Raw genomic sequence first — 21,751 nt, forward strand, 5'->3', positions numbered from 1 at the left:
TATAGAAGCGATCCATGTACAATTTTTAGGTGAATTTAACATCGTATTCACGTCCATAAACTAAATAAAGGAGAGATCATAATGGAACCAGCTTCCGCTAATAACAAGCACGCTCGCTATATTACTGTTTTTGCGACATTCCTGGCGTTCATGGGAATTGGTGTCGTTGATCCGATTCTTCCCATAATAGCTGAACAGATCGGAGCTACTCACTGGCAGGTCGAGATGCTGTTCACTGCCTATATCTTTACCATGGCATTCATGATGATTCCTGCCGGTTTACTAGCCAACCGAGCCGGAGATAAACGATTGATGGTGATTGGATTATCAATTGTTACCGTCTTCTCCATCTTGTGCGGTATTTCCAACAGCGTGACCGAGCTTTCCCTGTTCCGAGCTGGCTGGGGTTTTGGGAACTCCATGTTTTTTGCCACGGCAATGACCCTGTTGATTGCACTCACCCCTAAAGCGAATGATGCCGTTGGTTTATACGAAGCGGCAATTGGTCTAGGAATGGCAGCAGGACCATTGGTCGGAGGGATACTTGGAGGAAGTTCCTGGCGCTATCCGTTTTTTGCAACCGGCATTCTGATTTTCCTCGCCTTATTACTTGTTTCTATTTTCGTTAATGAACCCGGTTCCAAGTCAAAGCGCAAAGTCGCCGGTAAAGAAGAGCTGCTTCATTTGTTTTCCTACAAACCATTTATTAAGGTAGCCATTTCGGCTATGCTGTACTATTACGGATTCTTTGTTGTCTTGGCTTATTCCCCACTGATTATGAAAATATCCGCTATCAGCTTGGGATTCGTCTTCTTCGGATGGGGGATTTGCCTGGCTTATGGATCGGCCATTCTCTCCCACAAATTGGAGATCAAATACGAACCGAAACAGATCTTGCCATACAGCTTATTTATCTTCGCTGTGCTCCTAGCCCTTCTGTTCGTCGTTCAATCAACCTGGATGAGTATCGTGTTGATCATTCTCTCTGGACTTGTCTCCGGGTTAAACAACGCCTTGTTTACCAGCTACTCTATGTCCATTTCCCCTTATGAACGAAGCATTACTTCCGGTGCCTATAACTTCGTCCGCTGGCTGGGCGCAGGGATTGCTCCAGTACTCTCCGGGGTATTAGGTCAGATCGTCTCCGCAAGATCACCGTTTATCTTTGCTTGTGTCGTTGCCCTGATCGCATTTGTACTTGTCAAACAGCAGAATAAAAGAGAAACAGCATAATAGAAAGAAAAAACCTCCTAAAGTCGCATACAAACGACCATCAGGAGGTTTTTTCCTACTATTTCAGTACGTATTCAGCTAAAACCGCCTGAAGCTCGTAAATACTTAAGCTCTTGTTAAACTGCTTGGTGATAGGAGTTGCATGGCCAGAAATCCAGATCTTCAGTTCCGCATCCAGATCAAAATGCCCCGCTGTCTCAATGCTAAAGTGATGAATACTTTTATAGGGGATCGAATGGTATTCCACTTTCTTCCCTGTAAGCCCCTGCTTATCGACCAGGATTAATCGCTTGTTCGTGAAGATAAACATATCCCGAACGAGTCTATACGCTTTTTCGATGGTTTCTGTTGACGTTAAAACCTTTGCAAACTCTTTTCTGGTCTCTTCGATATTCACTTCAGAGGCATTTCCCAATATTCCATCAAATATTCCCATTGAAGCTTCCCCCCTACCATTTCTGAACCCTTTGACAGTAATACGAGTGAACACCTTAATTGTTTCGCTATAACAGTCCTTACTTTTTCAAACATTTATTGGAAGTAGCCTTCTATCTTGATTTATACTAAAGAATAGAAATAAGCCAACAATTATAAATATCCTACAGGAGATCAATTATGTATGTTACCGCTTTACTCGCTATTTGGGTGTTCGGGCTGCTGATTCTGTTTACAGATCCGACAAGAACTTCGACGCGATGGGCAAGCGCAACAGCATTAATCGGGGGATTAGGGTTCTTCTCAGAAGTAATTGAGCAGTTATTTTATATGAATAACACCTACTTTGCGCAACACCCAATTCTTAATACATGCGTCCTCATCCTGATCATCAGTGCTTCCTTTCTCTGTCAGACAGGTTTGCCATACGCGTTCTTGATGTTTGCGATTCATTCCAGTGACTTTTTATCGCGGCGCATTCAAACAAGGATTCAATACGCGGCGCTACTCCCGCTATTGGCGATGCTGCTTGTATCCCCGATCTATCCAGCCTTGAAGTTTAACTACTGGCTGATGATATCGTGGGTAATCCCGTATTTTCTCTGTTCTTGTACACTGCTTATCTATCTTTATCGAACCGAAAAGGACCCGCTGTTGAAAAGAAGCAGACTCCTCAACAACATTTTGATGATTCTGCCCTTATCACTTGTCTTTACGTTTCTCTATATTATGCGCCTGTTTGACAACTACGAGGCTTGGCGATATAACACGCTTGTCGTCGGGATTCAATCCATTCTGTTCGTGATCATCAGCGTGAAATACGGTTTGTTAGGCGTTAGACTCAAGCTGGAGAAACGTCGGATGGACAGCACGTTTCGAGCCATGACCTCGGGTACTTCTATTATCAACCACACCATCAAGAACGAATTAGGCAAAATCACACTGTTTGCAGACCGTATTCAATCCTATGCCGATGAATCCAAACAAGCAGAAATGCGGGAAGACATGCAAATTCTGCTGCAATCTACACAAAATATTTTAGCCATGGTGAATCGTATTCAAGGGCAGATTCAAGATATTGTCCTCAAAGAATCAGTCGTCTCTCTTTCAGAAATCATCGATCGGGTAGCTCACGACCTTAAACCATATACCGAGCGTTATCAAATCAATCTCACTTCCAATTTGAGCGACAGCTTCATGTTGCGATGTGACCCTGTACATATTCGGGAAGTGCTCACCAATCTTTGTATGAATTCGATGGAAGCGATGAAATCAGGTGGTTCCATCACTCTTTCAGCCTATCCGTCTCGCAAACAACTCATTCTCTCCGTTGCTGACAACGGTTCAGGAATCGCCAAAGAGAATCTGCCTTATGTGCTAGATCCGTTCTTTTCCACGAAAAAACAGCAAGGGAAGAACTTCGGGCTCGGCTTGACCTATTGCTACAACGTCATGCAAAAACATCAGGGATCGCTCGAAATTCATAGTGTAAAGAACGAGGGTACAACCGTTTATCTATTCTTCCCGATGAAACGTCTTATCATCGAATAATCTTTCTAAGGAGCAAGCCAATGGACCCCATCCGTATCGTTATTGTGGAAGATGACGTAGTCTGGCGCAAAGGCCTGGTAGACTACGTGAACAAGGAGCCTGATCTGACGGTGATTGGAATGGCGGACAATCCCACAGATGCCGCTCGCATGCTAGAGCAGCTGGATTTTGATGTTGTCTTATTAGACATCAACCTTTCGGAAAACAACCTGGATGGCATCGATCTCGCGATTGACCTTACGCAGATCAAACCTGGAAGCAAAATCATCATGCTGACCTCGCTAACCGATCAAGAAATCATCATCGAGTCGTTCTCAGCTGGTGCCGTCAACTTCATCAGCAAACTGAACTTCAAGGAAATACCGGATGCGATTCGTTCCGCCTACCGGGAACATTCAGCGATCCATCCAACAGCAGCAGCCGCTTTGCGTTTGGAATTCATGCGCCTCAAACAGGAAGAGGACAGCAAGCTCCTCTCCCCATCCGAAAAAGAAATTCTTCACCTCATCCACCAAGGACAAACACAATCCCAAATTGAGCAGACGCTCCACATCGCCAAACGAACCATCAAAAATCACATCAATCGCATCCTAAAAAAAATGGGTACCAAGTCTAGTAAGGAAGCAGCAGCCAAAGCCAAGAAAAAGAAGCTGTTCTAACCCCTTTCTTGGGGCCCCCATCACAGGTACTAAGAAAACTTGGTACTTTTTTAAAAATATCGGAGCCTTACAATTAACTTTAGTAAGTAGTCCTTGTGTAAAGGTGTGAATTTATATGTTCATTATTACCTTCATTCTAAAAGCTTTCTTCCAAATCTGCTTTCGCGTCGAGGTACGCGGATTACGGAGCATTGATTTCTCCAAACCAATGATTATCGCTCCGAATCACGTATCTTTACTGGATGCCGTCGTGTTGCTTTTATTCTTGCCCAATTCGGTAACGTTTGTAGCCAATACCGGAATTGCCAAACGCTTCGCTTTCTTCCTGCGCTTCCGTAAACATATCACGGTTGATCCCCTTAATCCTTATTCCATTCGTCAGATGATTCGGACAATCAATAATGGAGATTCACTCGTGATTTTTCCGGAAGGTCGAATTACAACAACTGGCGGGTTGATGAAGATTTACAGTGGCGTCGGTTATATTGCGATGCGTACCCGAGTCAGCATTTATCCCATTATCATTCAAGGCTTAGAGCGTACCCCGTTATCTTATCTTAAAGGCAAAATCAAGCTGTCCTGGTTCCCCAAAGTGACCTTAACAGTGGGAACTCCCTTCCAAATCGAAAGAAAAGAAAATGTATCCATGCGTGAACAAAAGGCGCAAGCAAGCGACTTTATTTTACAGACTTTTCAAAAAGAATTGTTTCAAGCCCGCATGAAGCCGCAAGTTAATTTATTCAATGAATTACTTGATGCAGCACGTACGCATGGGCAAAGCTTCGAGATTGCCAAGGATATCACAGCAGCCGTGACGTACAAGAAACTGTTGATTGCCAGCTACGTGCTCTCCACCAAATTCCGTTCCATCCTGACAGCCAATCAAACGGTCGGGGTTCTCTTGCCCAACTCGATTGCCCATGTCGCTACCTTGTTCGCTCTGTTCCGCAATGGAACGAAACCAGCCATCTTGAACTTCTCGCTTGGTGTACAGACACTGCGCGACTGTTGTGAAACCGCAGAAATTCAAACGATCCTTACTTCACGCCAGTTTATTGAAAAAGGGAAGCTGGATCATCTGATTGCCGGACTAGAAAAGAATGCCACCATCCTCTATCTGGAAGATATCCGTGAGTCCGTTACATTATCCGAGAAGCTCTCGTCTCTTAGCCTATATATGACAGGCAGCAAGTCGCAAGCGATGAATAACGAACTCGTCCTGTTTACGTCAGGCAGTGAAAGCAAACCCAAGGGCGTTGTCCTGACACACGAGAACCTTTACGCCAACATTCAGCAAGCCAGAAGCGCCATTGATTTTACTTCACGTGACAAGATGTTGAACGCATTACCGATGTTTCACAGCTTCGGTCTGACTGCCGGATCTCTCCTTCCTGTGTTAACTGGGATGTCCGTCTTTCTGTATCCAACTCCCTTGCACTACAAAGTGATCTCTGAACTCTGTTATGACCAGAACATTACCATGCTGTTTGGAACCTCAACATTTTTGGCTGGCTACGGCAAGCATGCTCATCCTTACGATTTTTACTCTTTGCGATATGTCTTTGCTGGTGCGGAGAAGCTAAAGGACGACGTAAGACAATTGTGGCAGGATAAATTCGGAGTACGTATTTTCGAAGGTTACGGGGCAACCGAAACATCTCCCATCCTTTCGCTTAATACTCCTTTGGCAAATAAAAAAGGTTCCGTGGGCCGTCTGCTGCCGGGAATCGCATGTAAGTTGGAACAGGTTGAAGGAATTGATGGGGGCGGTCAATTATTCGTCCAAGGACCTAATGTGATGAAAGGGTATTTGATCCATGGCCGTGGCTTTGTTCCGGCAGAGGAATGGTACGCGACAGGCGATCTGGTCGAGAGAGATTCAGCCGGATTCCTGACAATCAAATCACGACTCAAACGTTTCGCCAAAATCGGTGGAGAGATGGTCTCTCTTAATCAGGTGGAAGATCTGGCAACTCAATGCTTTGGTCATTCGGAATTTGCTTCAACCGCTATAAGTGATGCTCGCAAAGGCGAAAAAGTTCTATTATACACAACAGATTCTGAAGTACGTCTAGATCGTTTACGGGCCTATCTCACAGGTCAGGGATATTCCCCGCTTCTGCTTCCATCATCTATCAAATTCATTGATCAATTACCGCTCTTGGGAACAGGAAAAACAGATTACGTCAGCCTGAAGCAAATAGCTGAAAAAGGGGAGTGAGCTTCATGAGCAGCCCAGCTAATCCATGGTTGAAACCGTTGCAGGCCCTATATTTCACACAGTTCTTATCTGCTTTTGCAGACAATATGATCTTGTTCGTCATCGCCAATCTATTAACCGAGAACGGCTTCTCTCCAGTGATGCTTGCTTTGGTAACCATGGCCTTTTTTCTACCGTATATTATTCTCGCACCGCTTGTGGGGGCTTTTGCTGATAAGAATCCCAAATCAACTGTGCTCGTCATCGGCAATCTGATCAAGGCGGTCGGCGTCCTATTGTTGCTTGTCATTGATCATTCCAACATCTTGTTACTCATGCTTAGTTACTTCACCGTTGGCGTGGGAGCAGTGGTTTACTCACCCGCTAAGTATGGGATTTTACCGGAACTAACCAAGAACGAGACGGAATTGTTTCAGGCGAACGCGCGGATTGAGTCCTACACCATCATTGCGATTCTGATGGGTATCGGCGGCGGTGGAGCGATTGCTTCAGCTACAACTACCTTGATCTCATCTTTAATTTGTCTGGGGTTGTATCTACTATCCGTGTGCATGACCTTTGCAATTCCTCGGATTCAAGCCAATTCAGCGATTAAATACCGTATCGAAGCGCGTAACTTCGCGCGCAACGTCCAACTGCTGCTTCATAAACCATCAACCAACTTCTCCTTAATTGGGACCGGTTCGTTCTGGATGAGCTCAGCTGTATTACGAATAGCGATTCTCGCTTGGATCCCTGCTTCATTGGGTTTCAATCCCAAAGATTTCTCAGTTTCACTCATCCTTGCCACAGTTTCTATCGGGATTATCGTTGGTGCGCTCTGCTCGACCAAATTAATCCCACTCAAGCAGTTTTACCGTTCAGCATTATATGGCTATTTCATGTTTGGCCTGATTGTCCTCTTTCCATGGTTCCATTATACGGCGATTGCTATTGCCTTCTTGTTAGTAGTAGGGTTTATGGGCGGAGTCTTTATCGTCCCAATGAATACGATCCTCCAAGAAGAAGGAAAAGAAATGGTTGGTTCAGGCAAAACCATTGCCGTACAAAACTTCATCGAGAATTTATTGATGCTAATCGGTTCAGGTGTATACTATATCATCGTCTATATGGGATTATCTGTATCGGGCGCTATTATCACTCAAGGAATCATTCTGTTGGTCTTCTTGTTTTATCTAACGTACAAGAAAAAACACATTCTTGAAGCCACTTCTACTCTCTCATCAAATTAAGGAGTTGTGTCTTATGAAAAGAAGAAATACGCAAGCATTCACCTTTATGGCTTGGGCCTCGTTCGTTGCCTCAACTTTGGCGATGTTCATTGGGATTTACACTTTGGAAGCAAGCCTTCCGGTTAAAGGATATTATGCCGTTACTACGTTTTTCCTCATTATGTCTTGCTTCGTTTTACAAAAAACCATTCGCGACAATCAGGAAGACGATGAAAAATTCGGCCCGTCTCCTTCCAAAATGGATCAGGATTTATAGAACACATAGTTTATGCCCAGCTAAAGACGAAGGCTGCCTCACTCATCGTGAGACAGCCTTTTGTTTGATCTCTAGCTAATTCCTTGATTTACGGCTTGTCGGTATTCTCCGATAATATTATCGATGATTTGCTGCACAGGTAGAATTTCTTTAATTTCATGCACGCGCGCCCCTGCAAATACCAACCCATCCTCAACATCTCCGCCAACTGATCGAAGAAGTGAATCAAGTGTGCAGAATCGGTAGGAACAGTTTTTTAAGCAGTCATTACACTTCTCAATTTTTAGTTTATCGTCACCAGAGATACGCTCTGTAAAGTTGTTTTTGATCGCGCGTCCTTGTAATCCTACGGTCGTTTTGATAAGGACGGTATCTCCTTGTTGGGCTTCCACGTACTTCTGCTTAAATGCTAGAGGCGCATCGCATTCTTCGCTTGCTACAAAACGAGTCCCCATTTGAACGCCGGAAGCACCCATTCTCATCGCTTTGGCGATATCTTCACCGGTCATAATACCGCCGGCTGCAATTACCGGGATCGAAACAGCTTCGACAACCTCTGGCAGAATATCAAACAACGGCCTGTCCGTTCCAAGGTGACCGCCTGCCTCAAAACCTTCCACGACGACAGCTGCTGCTCCTAATTTTTCGGAAATCTTTGCTAATTTAGCAGAAGAGACAATTGAGATAACAGGTACATCGTATTCCCTTCCCCATGCGTACATATCTCGAGAGATTCCGGCCCCAGAGATAATGAAGTCTACCTTTTCCTCCATCGCCGTTTTCATCTTTTCGGCGAAATCCTTCATCGTGAAGAGCACATTAACTCCCACGTATCCGATATTATCTTTGATCGCTTCTTTGGTTTTGCGAATGTGGTCTCTCATTTCATCTAGCGAAATACCCGTTCCTGAAATAATTCCGATTCCGCCTGCATTGGCTACAGCAGAAGCGAGACCGCTAAGTGAGATGCCTACTCCCATACCGCCTTGCATAATCGGAATCTTGGGTAACATATGTGCAATTTTTAGTTGCGGAAGTCCCAACGTCAATACCCCATTTCGTTGTATATATGGCAAATCCCTATCCAGAAAAAAATGTCCTGAAGGGATCAGTACTCATTCCCGTTTTGCGGGACTATTTCAGTATGCCAAAGCGGGGCGTGTTCTCGTATGACAAAAATCACAAATACTGTTCAATCGTGAATATTTTTACATACTGGACGTATCTGTCAAAAACAATATTGAACGATCTTAAGAAATTTGTAAGACTTTTAGTAATGGTTTTGTAAAAAGTACCCTTTAATATATAAAAAGGATTCAGAGGTCAGGAAAGTGAGGTTTATTATGTCGCAGCACAATGTGTTGGTCGTAGATGATGAGGTAGAAATTAGAGAGGCCATCGAAATTTATTTGAAAAATGAAGGGATTACCGTATATCAAGCACAGAACGGTCTTGAAGCGTTATCCATTCTGGAGCAGAAAGAAGTTCATCTGATCATTCTGGATATCATGATGCCGCAGATGGACGGGATCAAGGCCACCTTTAAAATCAGAGAAAGCCGTAACATCCCAATTATCATGCTGTCCGCCAAAACAGAAGACACGGACAAGATATTGGGGCTAAATGTAGGAGCAGATGATTACATAACGAAGCCGTTCAATCCGCTTGAACTGATCGCACGGGTGAAATCACAACTTCGAAGGTACACCAATCTGGGAAATTACAAAGTGAACGCTGATGAGATTCAAGTGAGAGGACTTACCTTAAACAAAGCAACCAAAACCGTAACAGTAGACGAAGAAGAAGTTCGCTTAACGGCGACGGAGTACAAAATATTAGAACTTCTCATGGAAAATAAGGGACGAGTTTTTTCGATCGAAGAGATATACGAGCGTATATGGAAGGACCCTTCATACAATGCCGAAAATACGGTAGCGGTTCACGTAAGAAGAATCCGTGAGAAAATCGAGTTCAACCCGAAAGAACCGAGATATCTGAAGGTGGTGTGGGGAATTGGATACAAAATTGAAAAATAAATATCTGCCAGTTCTGTCGGTGATACTCGCGGTTTACTTATTCGGAGTTACCGTGCTTGCTGCGGTGGATTTCACTACACACAAAGAGTATTTGGACACGAATTACTATTTTAAGAGCTATGCTTTTGAGAACCAGCTTGAAACATCTTTTCTGATTGTAGAGTCCTACTACAAAAAATATAACGATTATGATCATTTAACTCTCGTCGATAAAGTTGGTCGCAAGCAATTTACCTCCTTGCAGCAACAGTTTGAAACGGCTCGTCAGGCAAAAGAATTCGAAATCCAAACGGAGTTTAATCAAAAAATCCAAGCAGCAACCAACAACCATGACACCAAACTTGTTGCTCTATTACAGTCCCAAAAGGAAAAAAACCTTGCTGATGCCAAACAAGAAATGGAAAATAATTTCGAGCAAACGATCCAGAAGATTGTGTCAGTGAAGGATCAGAAGTATGGAGATATAAAAGACTCGCTCATACGAAGAGACGGTTCATTCAAGTATTTCATTACGGATAACCAGTCCAAACAAGTCTTTTCGAATATGCCAAATGAACCGGATCAAGCCTATTTGCAAAACAACGCACTTTACAGCGTAAAACTCCCCTTACGCAACTCAGATGATTTCTTCTGGGGGACAGTATCGGATCATTTCGAGAAAAACAATTGGGAAGGTTATCTGATTATACCCAAAGAGGTGTCAGGCTACAGCCAGGTTCACGTAGATTATCAATATTACCTTAGCATTCGCGAACGCCTTATAAAAGAATTTGGCCTTGGGCTAGTCACATTACTGAGTGGAATCCTGCTCTTGATATACGCTAGGAAACAAGGATGGATCGATCAACCGGTGGTTACCTATTGCTCAACCGTCATAAAACGAATCCCGATCGATATCCGTGCAGGTCTGTTCCTGTTTGTCAGCTTACTCTTGCTTTTCTTTACCCTTGTTGTGACATTCTTCTATACATCGTTTGATTTAGCTCAAGTGATAATCTTAAGCTTCACTTCTCTGCTGCTTGCTTACTTGCTTTTGAATCTTAAAGAAGTTCTCCCTCTCTTCCGCAGTAAGGAAGCATTCATCAACGAATGGAACAGAAGTTTTATTTCGACCTTCATCCGCTTGGTAAAGGAAAGTTTTCTCGTGAAAAGTATTCTGTTTAAGGTCGCAACTGTCCTTGCTCTTACCGGACTCTACGGAGTGTTTATCGGAGGTTTATTTCTTCATCCAAACTCTGGTGAACTAATGATTCTTACTTTCGGATATTCGCTGTTTTATTTCGTCCTGGTGGTTCCGTATATCCTCAAGCGAATCGGTTCAATGAACAAAATTCTGCAAGGTACTGAAGAGATCGCCTCTGGCAACCTAAACTATGTGATCGCTCAAGAAGTGACGGGAAATCTCTCCTCTCTCGCTGATAATATCAACAACATGAAACAGGGATTCAAGAAATCGTTAGAGAGTCAGATGAAGAGCGAACGACTTAAGTCGGAGTTGATCACCAATGTTTCTCACGATCTGAAAACACCATTAACCTCCATCATTAATTATGTGAATCTCTTGAAACGAGATGAGTTAACATCAGAAGATACCAAGAAGTACGTAGAAGTGCTGGATCGAAAAACACAGCGGCTTCAAATTCTGATTGATGATCTCTTCGAGGCGTCCAAAATGGCGAGCGGTGCTGTCGAGCTAGATATAGAAAACGTTGATTTGGCGGCTCTTCTAACACAAGCCTTGGCCGAATATGACGATAAAATTAACAGTTCAACTTTAACCTTCCGAGTAAAAACAGAAAGCCCCAAGATATTCGCGCGTCTGGATGGCAAAAAAACTTGGAGAGTGCTTGAAAATCTCATTAGTAATGCGTTGAAATATTCTCTCCCCCATTCGCGGGTCTATATTACGATTACTGAACAAGTGGATAAGGTTATTCTCTCGGTTCTAAATACTTCCGCCTATGAGCTTGATTTCGATGAAGAAGAAATCTTCGAGCGGTTTAAACGTGGAGATCAGTCCCGTCATACAGAAGGCTCCGGACTCGGACTGGCGATTGCCAAAAGCATTATGGAGCTTCAAGGGGGAGACCTTCGGATCGAGGTAGAAGGCGATCATTTCAAAGCGATCGCAGAGTTCCAAAAATGATTCCATACGATTCTCGTAAGAAAACAGCATATACAAAAAACCGCGTCGAATCAGCTTAAACGCGGTTTCTTTTTTAATTGGGAAGGCTTGGCTGATCTTCTTCTTTTGCTGCTAACAACATTTGCGTAATCCGGATCCATTCTCTTGCCGCAAACGAGAGGTAACGGTCCTTTCTCCAAATGATCGCCAGATGCCATGGAATGATCGGTTGGCTTAGCGGAATCACTCTTACACGGGTCGTATCCAGCTCCTGACAGATTCTCTTGGGCAGCAGTCCAACACCTAGGTTAATCGCAACCATCTCCCGGATAAAATCCCATTGTGAGCTTTCATAGATCACTTCCGGTTGGAATCCGGCACGCAAACACGCTTTGATGATGATATCGTGCAGGGCAAAATCCTCGCGGAACATGACAAAGGCATCTTGCGCAAGCTCTGGCAGAGATACCTCTTTTCTTTCTGCGAACGGATGAGAAGGGTTAACAATCAGCATTAAGTGATCTTTTACAAGCGTAAAGGTGTGAAACCTCTCTTCATTGGTTGGCAATAGAACGACACCAATATCAAGGATGCCGCTTCCGACGTCAGCTTCTATCTTTTTAGCTCCGTCCTCCACTAAATGAACGGTAATTCCCGGATACTGACTGCGATACTCACCTATTACTTTTGGAAAAAAGCTGGATCCAACCATGGGCGGCAACCCGATGCGAATGCTGCCGCGACGCAGGTTCATTAGATCATCCAGCTCCGATGTAAGGTTTTGAAAGGACTTGACGATGCTTTGGACCTGATCAAAGATAATTTGGCCGGCATCCGTCAGCTCCACGCGCTTCCCCAAGCGTTCAAATAATACGACGCCCATATCCTCTTCCAGATTCTTGATCATCTTGCTTATGGTTGGCTGTGTGATATAGAGGGATTGCGCAGCCTTGGTGAAGCTCTTCCACCGGGCTACCTCCAAAAAATACTGCAGATGTCGGATGTCCATCTCAGTTCCTCCGTTCGTACCATCCTATTCTCTTTAGATAGACAACATCAATGAAAACTATTCCATATATTCATTTTACCTATGAAAGCTCATGATGTACACTTCCTCTATGAGGAGGAGTTACAAGTGATTCGATTAGCGAAAGTAATCGGGCAGGTTTCTATTTTTGTTATTATTGCCTATGTCATGAACAAGTTTGTTGAGGTGACTCATCTACATATTCCCGGTAGTATTTTAGGGTTTATCTTGATGTTTTTATTACTTCAGCTGAAATTGATACGACTTGAGTGGGTAGAGCTTGGAGCCAATCTGCTCCTGGCTGAATTGTTGCTGTTCTTTATTCCCTCTGCAGCCGGAATCATTCAATACACCAACATTCTGTATGACAGTGGGGTTCGTATATTGCTTGTCGTGATCTTGAGCATGGTTACCGTCATGGCCTTTACTGGATTATTTGCTCAAGCACTCGCAAGAAGAAGGGAACGAAAAACATCGTGATACTCGCTATTTTTTGTCTTTTATTAACAATCGCTACCTATTGGGCGGCCAAATGGGTGTACCAGCGCAAGCCGCTTATGTTCTTGTCACCTCTTTTGGTTACACCGATTTTATTGGTCGCCATTTTGGTTGGGACACACACTCCCTACGAAAACTATTACTCTGGAGCCAAATGGTTAACGGATATGCTGCAGCCCGCCACGATTGCATTCGCGATTCCGTTGTATAAAAACTTTGCGGTACTAAAAAAGCACGCGACCGAGGTTGTGGCCAGCGTACTCTTAGGTTCGATTATGGCTATTGTTTCTTCTGCTTTATTCGCCGAATGGTTCCACCTGAATACTAGCATGGTCGATAGTTTGGCTCCCCGCTCTGTTACGACTCCCATTGCGATGGAAGTTTCTCAGAACATTGGCGGGATCCCTTCGATTACAGCGATATTTGTCATCATAACAGGATTGCTTGGTACCATCATTGGTCCCGTAATTATCCGGCGTTTGCGGATAAAAAATGAGATTGCTCGCGGTGTCGTCCTAGGAACAAGCGCACATAACGCTGGTACATCCAAAGCGTTTGAATTTAGCTCGATCTCAGGCACCATCTCCAGTGTATGTATGATTCTGACCGCGTTGATTACCTTATTCATCGCACCATTCATCATGCCCTTACTTACATCCATCTAACAATTGCATCCATGAAACGAAGAAAAGACTTCGTCCCTTTTCGCTCTATGGAAGCTCGCAACGAAGTGGTTAAGTCCGCTCCTTCACTACGAGAGGGAGTCGCCAAACGCTTCGCGCCCCTAATGGGGTTAGGTGGCGACTCTTATCCCTCTCTCCGTTCATTCGCTTGGTATCACTTCCAAGGAGACTAAAAGCGGACGAAATCTTTTCTTGGTGGGCTCACGCGAGTGGAAGGAATGTTTAATCACTTTACCTCTGTAAAGCAATTAAACATTCCGACATTATCAAAAAAGGAGGCGCACATAGCGTCTCCTTTTGTATGTATTGAATTCATTAGGCGTCCATGATAAAATAAAGAGTGATGTCAACCATATCTGTATCAGCATACATTTTCTCTACTTTAATGTTATCACAAAGATTATAGTTTGTCAAACCTGTTGGAACTGGAATTTTTCCAAACAAAGGAGCGATCCCATGAAAACACCTGAACAAGAATGGCAGGATGAGCAACGTCGGGTTGATCAAGTGGTCCACATCATTGAAGAACGTGTCTCTTCTCTGGAAGAGCAGGTCGGCGTAATAAAAGCTGATATCGTGGATATCCGCAAAAACTTCTGGGAAGACGTAACCGTCAACTTCGACGACCACCATGAGGCAGCCGAAACCTACGCCAGTTTGCGTCAGCAGGCCGAGGTTCTGTCCGAAAGAGAACGCAGTCACCGACACTCGCAGAACCAGCTGAAAACTCTAATTCGCTTGAAACAGTCCCCTTATTTTGGACGGATTGATTTTCGTGAGGGACATGAAACCGATCCCATTTACCTTGGAATCGCTTCCCTTCTCGATGAAAGTGAAATGAACTTTCTCGTTTACGACTGGCGGGCTCCTGTAGCCAGTATGTATTACGACTATCCTCCCGGGAAAGCGCAGTACCTGACACCCGATGGTATCATATCAGGCGAGATTGAGTTGAAACGGCAATATATCATTCGCGATGGCAAGATACGCGGTATGTTTGACACCGGGGTAACGATTGGTGATGAACTATTGCAAGAGGTTCTTGGCAACCAGGCCGATACCCAAATGAAAAGCATTGTGGCCACCATCCAAAAGGAACAAAACCAAATTATCCGTAACGAACGCAGTCGACTATTAATCGTACAGGGTGCGGCTGGCAGCGGAAAAACATCGTCAGCCCTGCAACGGATCGCTTATCTTCTTTACCGCTATCGAGAAACCTTGCGTTCTGATCAAATCGTTCTCTTTTCTCCCAATCCACTCTTTAACAGCTATGTCTCCACTGTCCTCCCTGAGCTTGGTGAAGAAAATATGCTGCAAACCACTTTTCAAGAGTATCTGGAGCTTCGCATCGGAAGGGGATTTGAGGTCGAGGATCCGTTTAATCAATTGGAATATACGCATACTACTATGAATAAATCTGGCTATCCGGCGAGAATGAATGGGATTGCTTATAAAGCCTCCCTCGACTTCTTGAACATGATGGAACGATACTTGGAATCTCTCGCTCAAAAAGAGTTGATCTTCAAGGATTTGATGTTTCGAGAACAAACGCTTGTTTCCGCACAGCGTATCCATGAGCAATTCTACTCGTACGACACGTCCATCCCGATATCGAATCGAATGCAGTTGGTTGTCAAATGGCTGCTGACTGAGCTAAAGGAGCTCTCCCGCCTGGAACGCAAAAAGCCATGGGTGGAAGATGAGGTCGAACTGATGGATCAGGATGATTTTCATGAAGTATATCAAGAGCTTCGTAAAAGAAAGCGTCACGATGGAATTACATTCGATGATTTTGCTCTTGAGCAAAAGCTGCTGTCGTCGATGGTCGTCGAAAAGCATTTCAATCCGCTAAGAGCAAGTGTGAAACGCCTTGATTTTATAGATATTCCAGCGATCTATCGACAGATGTTCACGAATACAGACGATTTTTATAGTGATGAAGGAGATCACCTGCCTTCACTCTGGAAAGAGATTTGTGACCAGACCTTGGAGAACCTGAATCGTAATCTGTTAGCCTATGAGGATGCCACTCCTTATCTCTACCTTAAAGAAAGAATTGAAGGCTTCAAGACCAACCATTCCGTCAAACACGTGTTTATCGATGAAGCTCAGGATTACTCTCCTTTTCAATTTGCTTTTCTGAAGAAGCTGTTCCCTAACAGCAAGATGACGCTGCTCGGAGACTTTAACCAGGCGATTTTCGCTCATGCCAATGTGCAAGCGGATCTCACTCATTTCGCTTCATTAGGCGAACCCACCTCAACGGAAGTGGTCGTCCTGAATCAAAGCTACCGTTCTACCCGACAGATTGTTGAATTTACGCGAGGCTTGATCGAGGGAGGCTCTACAATAGTCCCATTCAATCGCAATGGGGTTAAACCGACCGTCGCTCTTGTCCCAGATCCGTCAGCTCTTGCGGCCCAAATTAACGAACGTATCCAGACGCTTCAACAATCAGGCTATCGAACCATTGCGATTATCTGCAAAACCGCACAGGAAAGCCAGCAAGCCTACGAGGAGTTAAAAGACTACTTCCCGCTGCGACTGATCGGAAAAGAGACCGTTTCCTTTGAACCCGGTATCGTGGTGATTCCTACCTATCTTGCCAAGGGAGTAGAGTTTGACGGGGTGATCATTTACGACGCTTCGGAACAAGTATATGGAAGAGAACATGAACGGAAGCTGTTTTACACGGCTTGCACTCGCGCCATGCATGAACTGCATGTCTTCAGCAGTGACGACATCAGTCCGTTTATCTCGGCACTTGATCCGGACACCTATGTGCTGACGACTTGCTAGCTAAACGCTTCATCTGTCGAAGAAAAAATACTCTAGTATTTCTTACGTCAAGATGATATTGTTTCTTATGAAATCGTTGTTGTCCTATAACAATTGTCCTGTCATCCCGATAAAGAGATAAGGTGATCCGCATGGAAAAAAACAGATGTTATAAGATCAAGAAGATAATTAGCAATAATGCGGTTTTAGCTTTTGATGAACGGGAACAGGAAGTGATCCTGTTAGGAAAAGGCATCGGTTTTTCACGCACTAAGAACGATATTATCCCTCATTCCGAGGCCATCGAAAAAATCTTTATTCTATCATCCGCAAGCAACCGCGAAGCGATTCTTAGACTTTTGACCGAAACAGACGATGAGGTCTTGAGTGCTATTAATGAATACATCCGACACGTCGAACAAACTCTCCAAAAGAATTTACCAGATCGCTTTATCCTCTCGTTTATTGATCACTTATCCTTTGCGATTAAACGATTACAGCAGGGGATTCTGATCCATAATCCATTTGCACATGAGGTAAAAAGCCTGTATCCGGCCGAATTCTCTATTGCCCAATCTGTTGTCCCTTTAATGAAAATCAGGTTGAATATCGACATCCCAGAGGATGAACTCTGCTTTATAACCCTCCACCTGAGAAGCGCTCAAACCAACCAAAGCATCACAACGATGAATCGTTACTCGCAATTAATTGCCACCTTGATTGAACTGATCGAAGAAGAACTCTCCACCCAAATTGACAAATCATCAACCGACTACGCAAGGCTGGTAACTCATCTGCGTTTTGCCATTGATCGAGCAGAAAAACAGCAGGGTTTGGGGGAGAATCATCCACTAAGCGCTTTATTGCAAAAGGAATATCCTCTATGCTACAATCTCAGTTGGAAACTTGTAAAAATCATGCAAAATGAACTTCGAATGAACATACCGGAAGCAGAGGTTAGCTATTTAACACTGCATATTCAACGATTGCGGCACCACTCAAAGTAAAAATTGCTACCATGTGACTGATACGATTAGGCATGAGTAATTGCTAACCGGTGGAATTCCAGAATCCCGCCAGTTCGGTTACTCATGCCTTTTTTGCATCTCAAAACAACTTTCTAAGGACAAGCTGCTGCAAGACATACAAGCAACAACCGGCTTGAACCAATAACGTAGGGGAGGAATCTCATAATGGAACAAGTATTTACGGTAAAAAGCGAATCAGGTATTCATGCTCGACCAGCAACCAGACTCGTGCAAGTGGCAAACACTTTCCCTTGCGAAATTCACATTGAAACGAAAGGCAAGAAAGTGAATGCCAAAAGCATCATGGGAATCATGTCTTTAGCCGCAAGAAAAGGGGATGAATTGAAAGTCATTGCTCAAGGTGATCAAGCTGCTCAAGCCATTCAAGCCCTCGGAGAAGTCATTGAGGCCATCGAAGACTAGGGCGCAGCCTTCAGCTTCTTCCGCTGAAGCGACAATAATCTTCCGAACAGAAACACAGCTCCAGCGGCAAGGCCCAAAATTAAACCAATCCAATAACCAAACGCGGAATAAGACGTGTAATTCGCGAATAAATACCCGACTGGCAGGCCAATGACCCAGTAAGAGACAAGTGCCACCAAAAAGGTTACTCTCACGTCCTTGTACCCGCGAAGTATTCCTTGGATGGGTGCTCCAACCGCATCTGACAATAAAAATAGAATCGAATACAACAGGAAATGCTGAGTTAGCTCCAATACCTCCATGTCGCTCGTATAGAACCCAGCAACCTGTTTGCTAAAGAGCAGCAATCCAATTGCGCATAACATAGCTAAGCATACGGCAATTCCGATTCCTAAGTAGCTGTACTGGCGAGCGTCCTTGAACCTTTTGGCTCCCACCTCGAACCCAACCACAATCGTTAAGGCCATGGAAATGCTCAACGGAACCATATAGATAAACGAAGCAAAATTCATGGCCGCCTGGTGGGCTGCGATGGTAATCGTATTAAATTCGCTCATCAACAAGGTGACAGCCGCAAAGATACTGACTTCAAAGAATATGGAGAAACCAATTGGCACTCCCAGTGAGAGCAGCTCTTTCCAACCAGCAAAGGAAATGCGATAAAACTTGCGGAAAATTCCAAAGTCAACGAATGGTTGGACTCGTTGAACCACAAACAAACTGATTAAGGTAATACACCAATACGTGATCGCGGAAGCATACCCGGCTCCGACACCGCCCAGACGTGGCATCCCCATATTCCCGAAGATGAGCAAATAATTCAGGAACACGTTAATTGGTAAAGAAATCAAGGTAATCACCATCGTTACCCTTGTCTGACCCAACGCGTCAATGAAACACCGAATGACCGTATAAATAAAAAGCGGAATAATCCCAATCGCCAGAGCATGCAAGAAGTCTCTGGCGATTTCTCTTACATGGGGCTCTAGCTTCATCATTTGCAAAATTGGCTCAAGCGCCAAGCCTCCAATGATCATCACCGTAATGGCTATCGCTACGGCCAAATACAGCGCTTGAATCACAGTAAACGGCACTTGATCCTTGCGCTTGGCCCCAACCATCTGGGCTACTGTCGGAGTGACGGCCATTAGAATCCCTGTCAAACCAGCTTGAATCGGAACCCAAAGACTTGCCCCGATCGCCACTCCAGCCAAATCGGTCGGGCTTGCATGGCCAGACATGACGGTATCAAAAAAAGTCATCGAAAAAAGGGCAAGTTGAGAAATGAGAATTGGCAATAAAACAGAGAGCAACTGGCGTATTTTTTCTTGAATTGAATGGGTTTCATACATAATCCATTATCCATCCTTGAATGTTCGTCTTCATCATTCAAGGAACCATTATAACATTAGAAAACTTGGCTGTCGCCAAGCATTTGGTGCAGGCGAAGCTTAGTTGCACTTATGTAGATAGGAATTTTTATAAATTACTATCTACCAAAAAGCACTGAACCTCTTACAGTCCAGTGCTTTCTTCATATCCTTTATTGCAGTTATGCGTTGTCAGCGGGAGGAGTAAACACGCGTGTTGCCAATTCAGCATCGAGCATGTAGAACGCGTTGCTGTCATGATCAATTCTTCTTAGCTTTTGAATGATCGTATCAAAAGTGGACTCTTCCTCCACCTGCTCATCGATGAACCATTTAAGGAAATTGATCGTAGCATGCTCACGTTCACTTAAGGCCGCATCCGACAAATCGTAGATACGTTGCGTAACCGTTTTTTCATGCTCATATCCATGTTCAAACGCATCCAAAATAGAGCTGTATTCGTTCACCGGATTTTCCATACCGCTGACGAGCGCGCGTTTCCCCATGCGGTTAATGAAATTAAAAATTTTCATCGCGTGAAACTTCTCTTCTTCTGCTTGTACAATAAAGAAGTTGGCAAATCCATCGTAGCTTTCTGACGAACAATACGCCGCCATTGCCAGATATACTTGAGAGGAATAAAACTCATAATTCATTTGATCGTTTAGCTTGTCCAGCAATTGTTGACTTAGCATCATCCACACGCCCTTTATCTATGTCCTCTTGATTTCAACATATTGTACCATGTCGAACATAGTGTAACCAGTTTGTAGATGTGAGCAGTTTGGTAATTTTCCTTTATTGATACTTTTCCACTTTCTCTTCCAGCACCTTGCTTGTCGTCGGTCCAATCAAATGCTCTCGTATCACACCAGCCTTATCAAGAATGAAGGTTTCAGGCTGTCCGCTTACCTGATAACGTTTGGATACTTTGTCATCTGTGTCAAAAAGATAAGTGGAGTGAGTATTAAACTTCTTTTGAAAGGCAATGACTTGTTCCTTGGCTTCTCCCCTGTTGATTAAGAGCAGTTTGGCCTTATCTGACTTCCCGAACTTCTCTAGCTCCGGAGTTTCTTGAATGCAGGGTTCACACCATGTCGTAAAAAAGTTAACGACTACCACGTTCCCTTTGTAGTCTGCCAGAGATTGAACCTTCCCATCTAGCCCTTCTAATTGAAACACGTATCCTGGTTCACCTGGAACTGCCCTCGTCATATTTTCCCTCGTACTGAACGCTACAAGCACGGCAATACCAATGGCCAGAAAAAACAACAGCGGCTTCGCAATATTTCGAGTACCCATGAATTATTCCTCCGCTATTGTTTATTCCATTCTTCCAACATCTCAATCTCTTTTTGCAATTGTCGTTGGCGCTTACCAATCAACAGAATGTATCCTGCAAGCAATACCCAGATGACACTGTAGGCTGCAAATAAGTACCCCATGTATTCCCTCTCCTTTTTCGTGCAGATCTTATCTACGAGGTCATTTTTTCCTGAGAAATCTCTTTACACTTGGCTAATTGAATTTTCATCTTCTCCAGAACGATTCCTTTTTGCAGGAACACAACATAAACGACAGTCATTGTGACAACACAGAAAAGCAGAGTAAACAGCATGCTTGGCTCGATACCGCCGCCAGTTTGGTTCACTCCGTTCCCAAACACAACGGGATGAAACTTGGTTCTCCACCAGCGAATCGCCATGAACACAATCGGTACATCAAGAAAACCCACAATGCCGAATACGGCAGCAAGTCGAGCCTTCTTCTCCCATGTACCCTCCATCTTGCGGACCATTAAATAAGCGACATAGATGAACCAGAGGATGAGCGTTGTTGTCAGGCGCGGTTCCCAAGACCACCATGTATTCCAAGCGGAACGTCCCCAGATCGGTCCTGTAATCAATACGATCGTCGTAAAAAGCACACCGATTTCGGCGGATACACCTGCTACGATGTCATAGGAACGCTTTCGAGTCTTCAGAAACAATACACTGCACACACATACAACTAGAAATGCAAGAAACGCATTCCACGCAGATCCCACGTGAAAATAGAAGATTTTTTGTACGACTCCCATTCTGACCTCAATGGGTGACCAAATGAGTGCCAGGTACAACGCTATGATAACGAGCGGAATCGAGAGGACTGTAAGCGTTTGGTAAAGCCCAAACCGCGAATGAGTATTCATGG

Annotated in this window: 21 protein-coding genes; 13 read left to right on the forward strand and 8 right to left on the reverse strand. The window is 44.1% G+C overall.

Annotated features, from left to right (window positions below):
- The first annotated feature begins 81 nt into the window (after positions 1–81).
- Positions 82–1,233: an MFS transporter gene (locus ACQCN2_RS10695; RefSeq protein WP_426928895.1), complete on the forward strand. Its 1,152-nt coding sequence runs from the start codon at positions 82–84 to the stop codon at positions 1,231–1,233.
- 58 nt (positions 1,234–1,291) lie between these two features.
- Here ACQCN2_RS10695 and ACQCN2_RS10700 read toward each other — a convergent pair whose 3' ends face one another.
- Positions 1,292–1,669 (reverse strand): PH domain-containing protein, encoded by a 378-nt coding sequence (locus ACQCN2_RS10700; RefSeq protein WP_426928896.1) that lies wholly within the window; start codon positions 1,667–1,669, stop codon positions 1,292–1,294.
- 179 nt (positions 1,670–1,848) lie between these two features.
- Here ACQCN2_RS10700 and ACQCN2_RS10705 point away from each other — a divergent pair, with 179 nt between their 5' ends.
- From ACQCN2_RS10705 to ACQCN2_RS10725, 5 genes are all read left to right on the forward strand, one after another.
- Positions 1,849–3,219 (forward strand): sensor histidine kinase, encoded by a 1,371-nt coding sequence (locus tag ACQCN2_RS10705; protein WP_426928897.1) that lies wholly within the window; start codon positions 1,849–1,851, stop codon positions 3,217–3,219.
- A gap of 20 nt (positions 3,220–3,239) precedes the next feature.
- Positions 3,240–3,878 (forward strand): response regulator, encoded by a 639-nt coding sequence (locus ACQCN2_RS10710; RefSeq protein ID WP_426928898.1) that lies wholly within the window; start codon positions 3,240–3,242, stop codon positions 3,876–3,878.
- Between the two features lie 115 nt (positions 3,879–3,993).
- Positions 3,994–6,099: an AMP-binding protein gene (locus tag ACQCN2_RS10715; RefSeq protein ID WP_426928899.1), complete on the forward strand. Its 2,106-nt coding sequence runs from the start codon at positions 3,994–3,996 to the stop codon at positions 6,097–6,099.
- Positions 6,100–6,104: 5 nt separating this feature from the next.
- Positions 6,105–7,331: a lysophospholipid transporter LplT gene (gene lplT, locus ACQCN2_RS10720; RefSeq protein WP_426928900.1), complete on the forward strand. Its 1,227-nt coding sequence runs from the start codon at positions 6,105–6,107 to the stop codon at positions 7,329–7,331.
- 13 nt (positions 7,332–7,344) lie between these two features.
- The gene (locus ACQCN2_RS10725; protein ID WP_426928901.1) at positions 7,345–7,587 is read left to right on the forward strand and encodes a YiaA/YiaB family inner membrane protein; all 243 of its coding nucleotides are present in this window, start codon (positions 7,345–7,347) and stop codon (positions 7,585–7,587) included.
- 71 nt (positions 7,588–7,658) lie between these two features.
- Here ACQCN2_RS10725 and ACQCN2_RS10730 read toward each other — a convergent pair whose 3' ends face one another.
- Positions 7,659–8,630, reverse strand: a complete 972-nt coding sequence (locus ACQCN2_RS10730; protein ID WP_426929051.1) for an NAD(P)H-dependent flavin oxidoreductase — start codon at positions 8,628–8,630, stop codon at positions 7,659–7,661.
- 300 nt (positions 8,631–8,930) lie between these two features.
- On the opposite strand from ACQCN2_RS10730, the gene ACQCN2_RS10735 reads away from it, so the two are divergent.
- Together ACQCN2_RS10735 and ACQCN2_RS10740 are read left to right on the forward strand one after the other, a co-directional pair.
- A complete protein-coding gene (locus ACQCN2_RS10735) occupies positions 8,931–9,623 on the forward strand; it encodes a response regulator transcription factor (protein ID WP_426928902.1) in 693 nt (230 codons plus the stop codon).
- Positions 9,601–11,769: a sensor histidine kinase gene (locus tag ACQCN2_RS10740; protein WP_426928903.1), complete on the forward strand. Its 2,169-nt coding sequence runs from the start codon at positions 9,601–9,603 to the stop codon at positions 11,767–11,769. The genes ACQCN2_RS10735 and ACQCN2_RS10740 overlap by 23 nt, the downstream gene beginning before the upstream one ends.
- A gap of 73 nt (positions 11,770–11,842) precedes the next feature.
- On the opposite strand, the gene cidR is transcribed toward ACQCN2_RS10740, so the two are convergent.
- Positions 11,843–12,757, reverse strand: coding sequence for a cidABC operon transcriptional activator CidR (gene cidR, locus ACQCN2_RS10745; protein WP_426928904.1), 915 nt, complete (start codon positions 12,755–12,757; stop codon positions 11,843–11,845).
- Between the two features lie 81 nt (positions 12,758–12,838).
- Between cidR and ACQCN2_RS10750 the strand changes: the two genes are divergently transcribed.
- The 5 genes from ACQCN2_RS10750 to ACQCN2_RS10770 all read left to right on the forward strand — a co-directional run bounded on the left by ACQCN2_RS10750 (position 12,839) and on the right by ACQCN2_RS10770 (position 18,188).
- Entirely contained in the window at positions 12,839–13,255 is a 417-nt protein-coding gene (locus ACQCN2_RS10750) for a CidA/LrgA family holin-like protein (protein ID WP_426928905.1), read from the forward strand.
- Positions 13,252–13,938, forward strand: coding sequence for a CidB/LrgB family autolysis modulator (locus tag ACQCN2_RS10755; protein WP_426928906.1), 687 nt, complete (start codon positions 13,252–13,254; stop codon positions 13,936–13,938). Before ACQCN2_RS10750 ends, ACQCN2_RS10755 begins: the two co-directional genes overlap by 4 nt.
- A 474-nt stretch (positions 13,939–14,412) precedes the next feature.
- Positions 14,413–16,758, forward strand: coding sequence for an RNA polymerase recycling motor HelD (gene helD, locus ACQCN2_RS10760; RefSeq protein WP_426928907.1), 2,346 nt, complete (start codon positions 14,413–14,415; stop codon positions 16,756–16,758).
- A 131-nt stretch (positions 16,759–16,889) separates the two neighbouring features.
- On the forward strand, positions 16,890–17,744 hold the full coding sequence (gene glcT / locus ACQCN2_RS10765; protein WP_426928908.1) for a glucose PTS transporter transcription antiterminator GlcT: 855 nt from the start codon (positions 16,890–16,892) through the stop codon (positions 17,742–17,744).
- A 186-nt stretch (positions 17,745–17,930) separates the two neighbouring features.
- Positions 17,931–18,188, forward strand: coding sequence for an HPr family phosphocarrier protein (locus ACQCN2_RS10770; protein WP_426928909.1), 258 nt, complete (start codon positions 17,931–17,933; stop codon positions 18,186–18,188).
- On the opposite strand, the gene ACQCN2_RS10775 is transcribed toward ACQCN2_RS10770, so the two are convergent.
- The 5 genes from ACQCN2_RS10775 to ACQCN2_RS10795 form a co-directional block, all read right to left on the reverse strand.
- Positions 18,185–19,540, reverse strand: coding sequence for an MATE family efflux transporter (locus ACQCN2_RS10775; protein ID WP_426928910.1), 1,356 nt, complete (start codon positions 19,538–19,540; stop codon positions 18,185–18,187). The two genes, ACQCN2_RS10770 and ACQCN2_RS10775, sit on opposite strands and share 4 nt — an antisense overlap.
- 200 nt (positions 19,541–19,740) lie before the next feature.
- Positions 19,741–20,253, reverse strand: coding sequence for a ferritin (locus ACQCN2_RS10780; RefSeq protein WP_426929052.1), 513 nt, complete (start codon positions 20,251–20,253; stop codon positions 19,741–19,743).
- 103 nt (positions 20,254–20,356) lie between these two features.
- Positions 20,357–20,860 (reverse strand): TlpA family protein disulfide reductase, encoded by a 504-nt coding sequence (locus ACQCN2_RS10785; protein WP_426928911.1) that lies wholly within the window; start codon positions 20,858–20,860, stop codon positions 20,357–20,359.
- A gap of 14 nt (positions 20,861–20,874) precedes the next feature.
- Positions 20,875–21,003 (reverse strand): CcmD family protein, encoded by a 129-nt coding sequence (locus tag ACQCN2_RS10790; RefSeq protein WP_426928912.1) that lies wholly within the window; start codon positions 21,001–21,003, stop codon positions 20,875–20,877.
- 32 nt (positions 21,004–21,035) lie between these two features.
- Positions 21,036–21,749, reverse strand: coding sequence for a cytochrome c biogenesis protein (locus tag ACQCN2_RS10795; protein ID WP_426928913.1), 714 nt, complete (start codon positions 21,747–21,749; stop codon positions 21,036–21,038).
- Between the last annotated feature and the right edge of the window lie 2 nt (positions 21,750–21,751).

This window comes from Brevibacillus ginsengisoli (genome assembly GCF_050113715.1).
GTDB lineage: Bacteria > Bacillota > Bacilli > Brevibacillales > Brevibacillaceae > Brevibacillus_H > Brevibacillus_H ginsengisoli.

Excerpts from the sequence above, each read along its gene's own strand:
- glcT (WP_426928908.1), top strand. The coding sequence starts at position 16,890 with ATGGAAAAAAACAGATGTTATAAGATCAAGAAGATAATTAGCAATAAT.
- ACQCN2_RS10725 (WP_426928901.1), top strand. The coding sequence starts at position 7,345 with ATGAAAAGAAGAAATACGCAAGCATTCACCTTTATGGCTTGGGCCTCG.
- ACQCN2_RS10710 (WP_426928898.1), top strand. The coding sequence starts at position 3,240 with ATGGACCCCATCCGTATCGTTATTGTGGAAGATGACGTAGTCTGGCGC.
- ACQCN2_RS10700 (WP_426928896.1), bottom strand. The coding sequence starts at position 1,669 with ATGGGAATATTTGATGGAATATTGGGAAATGCCTCTGAAGTGAATATC.
- ACQCN2_RS10705 (WP_426928897.1), top strand. The coding sequence starts at position 1,849 with ATGTATGTTACCGCTTTACTCGCTATTTGGGTGTTCGGGCTGCTGATT.
- ACQCN2_RS10780 (WP_426929052.1), bottom strand. The coding sequence starts at position 20,253 with ATGCTAAGTCAACAATTGCTGGACAAGCTAAACGATCAAATGAATTAT.
- ACQCN2_RS10715 (WP_426928899.1), top strand. The coding sequence starts at position 3,994 with ATGTTCATTATTACCTTCATTCTAAAAGCTTTCTTCCAAATCTGCTTT.
- ACQCN2_RS10695 (WP_426928895.1), top strand. The coding sequence starts at position 82 with ATGGAACCAGCTTCCGCTAATAACAAGCACGCTCGCTATATTACTGTT.
- ACQCN2_RS10790 (WP_426928912.1), bottom strand. The coding sequence starts at position 21,003 with ATGGGGTACTTATTTGCAGCCTACAGTGTCATCTGGGTATTGCTTGCA.
- ACQCN2_RS10735 (WP_426928902.1), top strand. The coding sequence starts at position 8,931 with ATGTCGCAGCACAATGTGTTGGTCGTAGATGATGAGGTAGAAATTAGA.
- ACQCN2_RS10795 (WP_426928913.1), bottom strand. The coding sequence starts at position 21,749 with ATGAATACTCATTCGCGGTTTGGGCTTTACCAAACGCTTACAGTCCTC.
- helD (WP_426928907.1), top strand. The coding sequence starts at position 14,413 with ATGAAAACACCTGAACAAGAATGGCAGGATGAGCAACGTCGGGTTGAT.
- ACQCN2_RS10785 (WP_426928911.1), bottom strand. The coding sequence starts at position 20,860 with ATGGGTACTCGAAATATTGCGAAGCCGCTGTTGTTTTTTCTGGCCATT.
- lplT (WP_426928900.1), top strand. The coding sequence starts at position 6,105 with ATGAGCAGCCCAGCTAATCCATGGTTGAAACCGTTGCAGGCCCTATAT.
- cidR (WP_426928904.1), bottom strand. The coding sequence starts at position 12,757 with ATGGACATCCGACATCTGCAGTATTTTTTGGAGGTAGCCCGGTGGAAG.
- ACQCN2_RS10775 (WP_426928910.1), bottom strand. The coding sequence starts at position 19,540 with ATGTATGAAACCCATTCAATTCAAGAAAAAATACGCCAGTTGCTCTCT.
- ACQCN2_RS10770 (WP_426928909.1), top strand. The coding sequence starts at position 17,931 with ATGGAACAAGTATTTACGGTAAAAAGCGAATCAGGTATTCATGCTCGA.
- ACQCN2_RS10750 (WP_426928905.1), top strand. The coding sequence starts at position 12,839 with ATGAAAGCTCATGATGTACACTTCCTCTATGAGGAGGAGTTACAAGTG.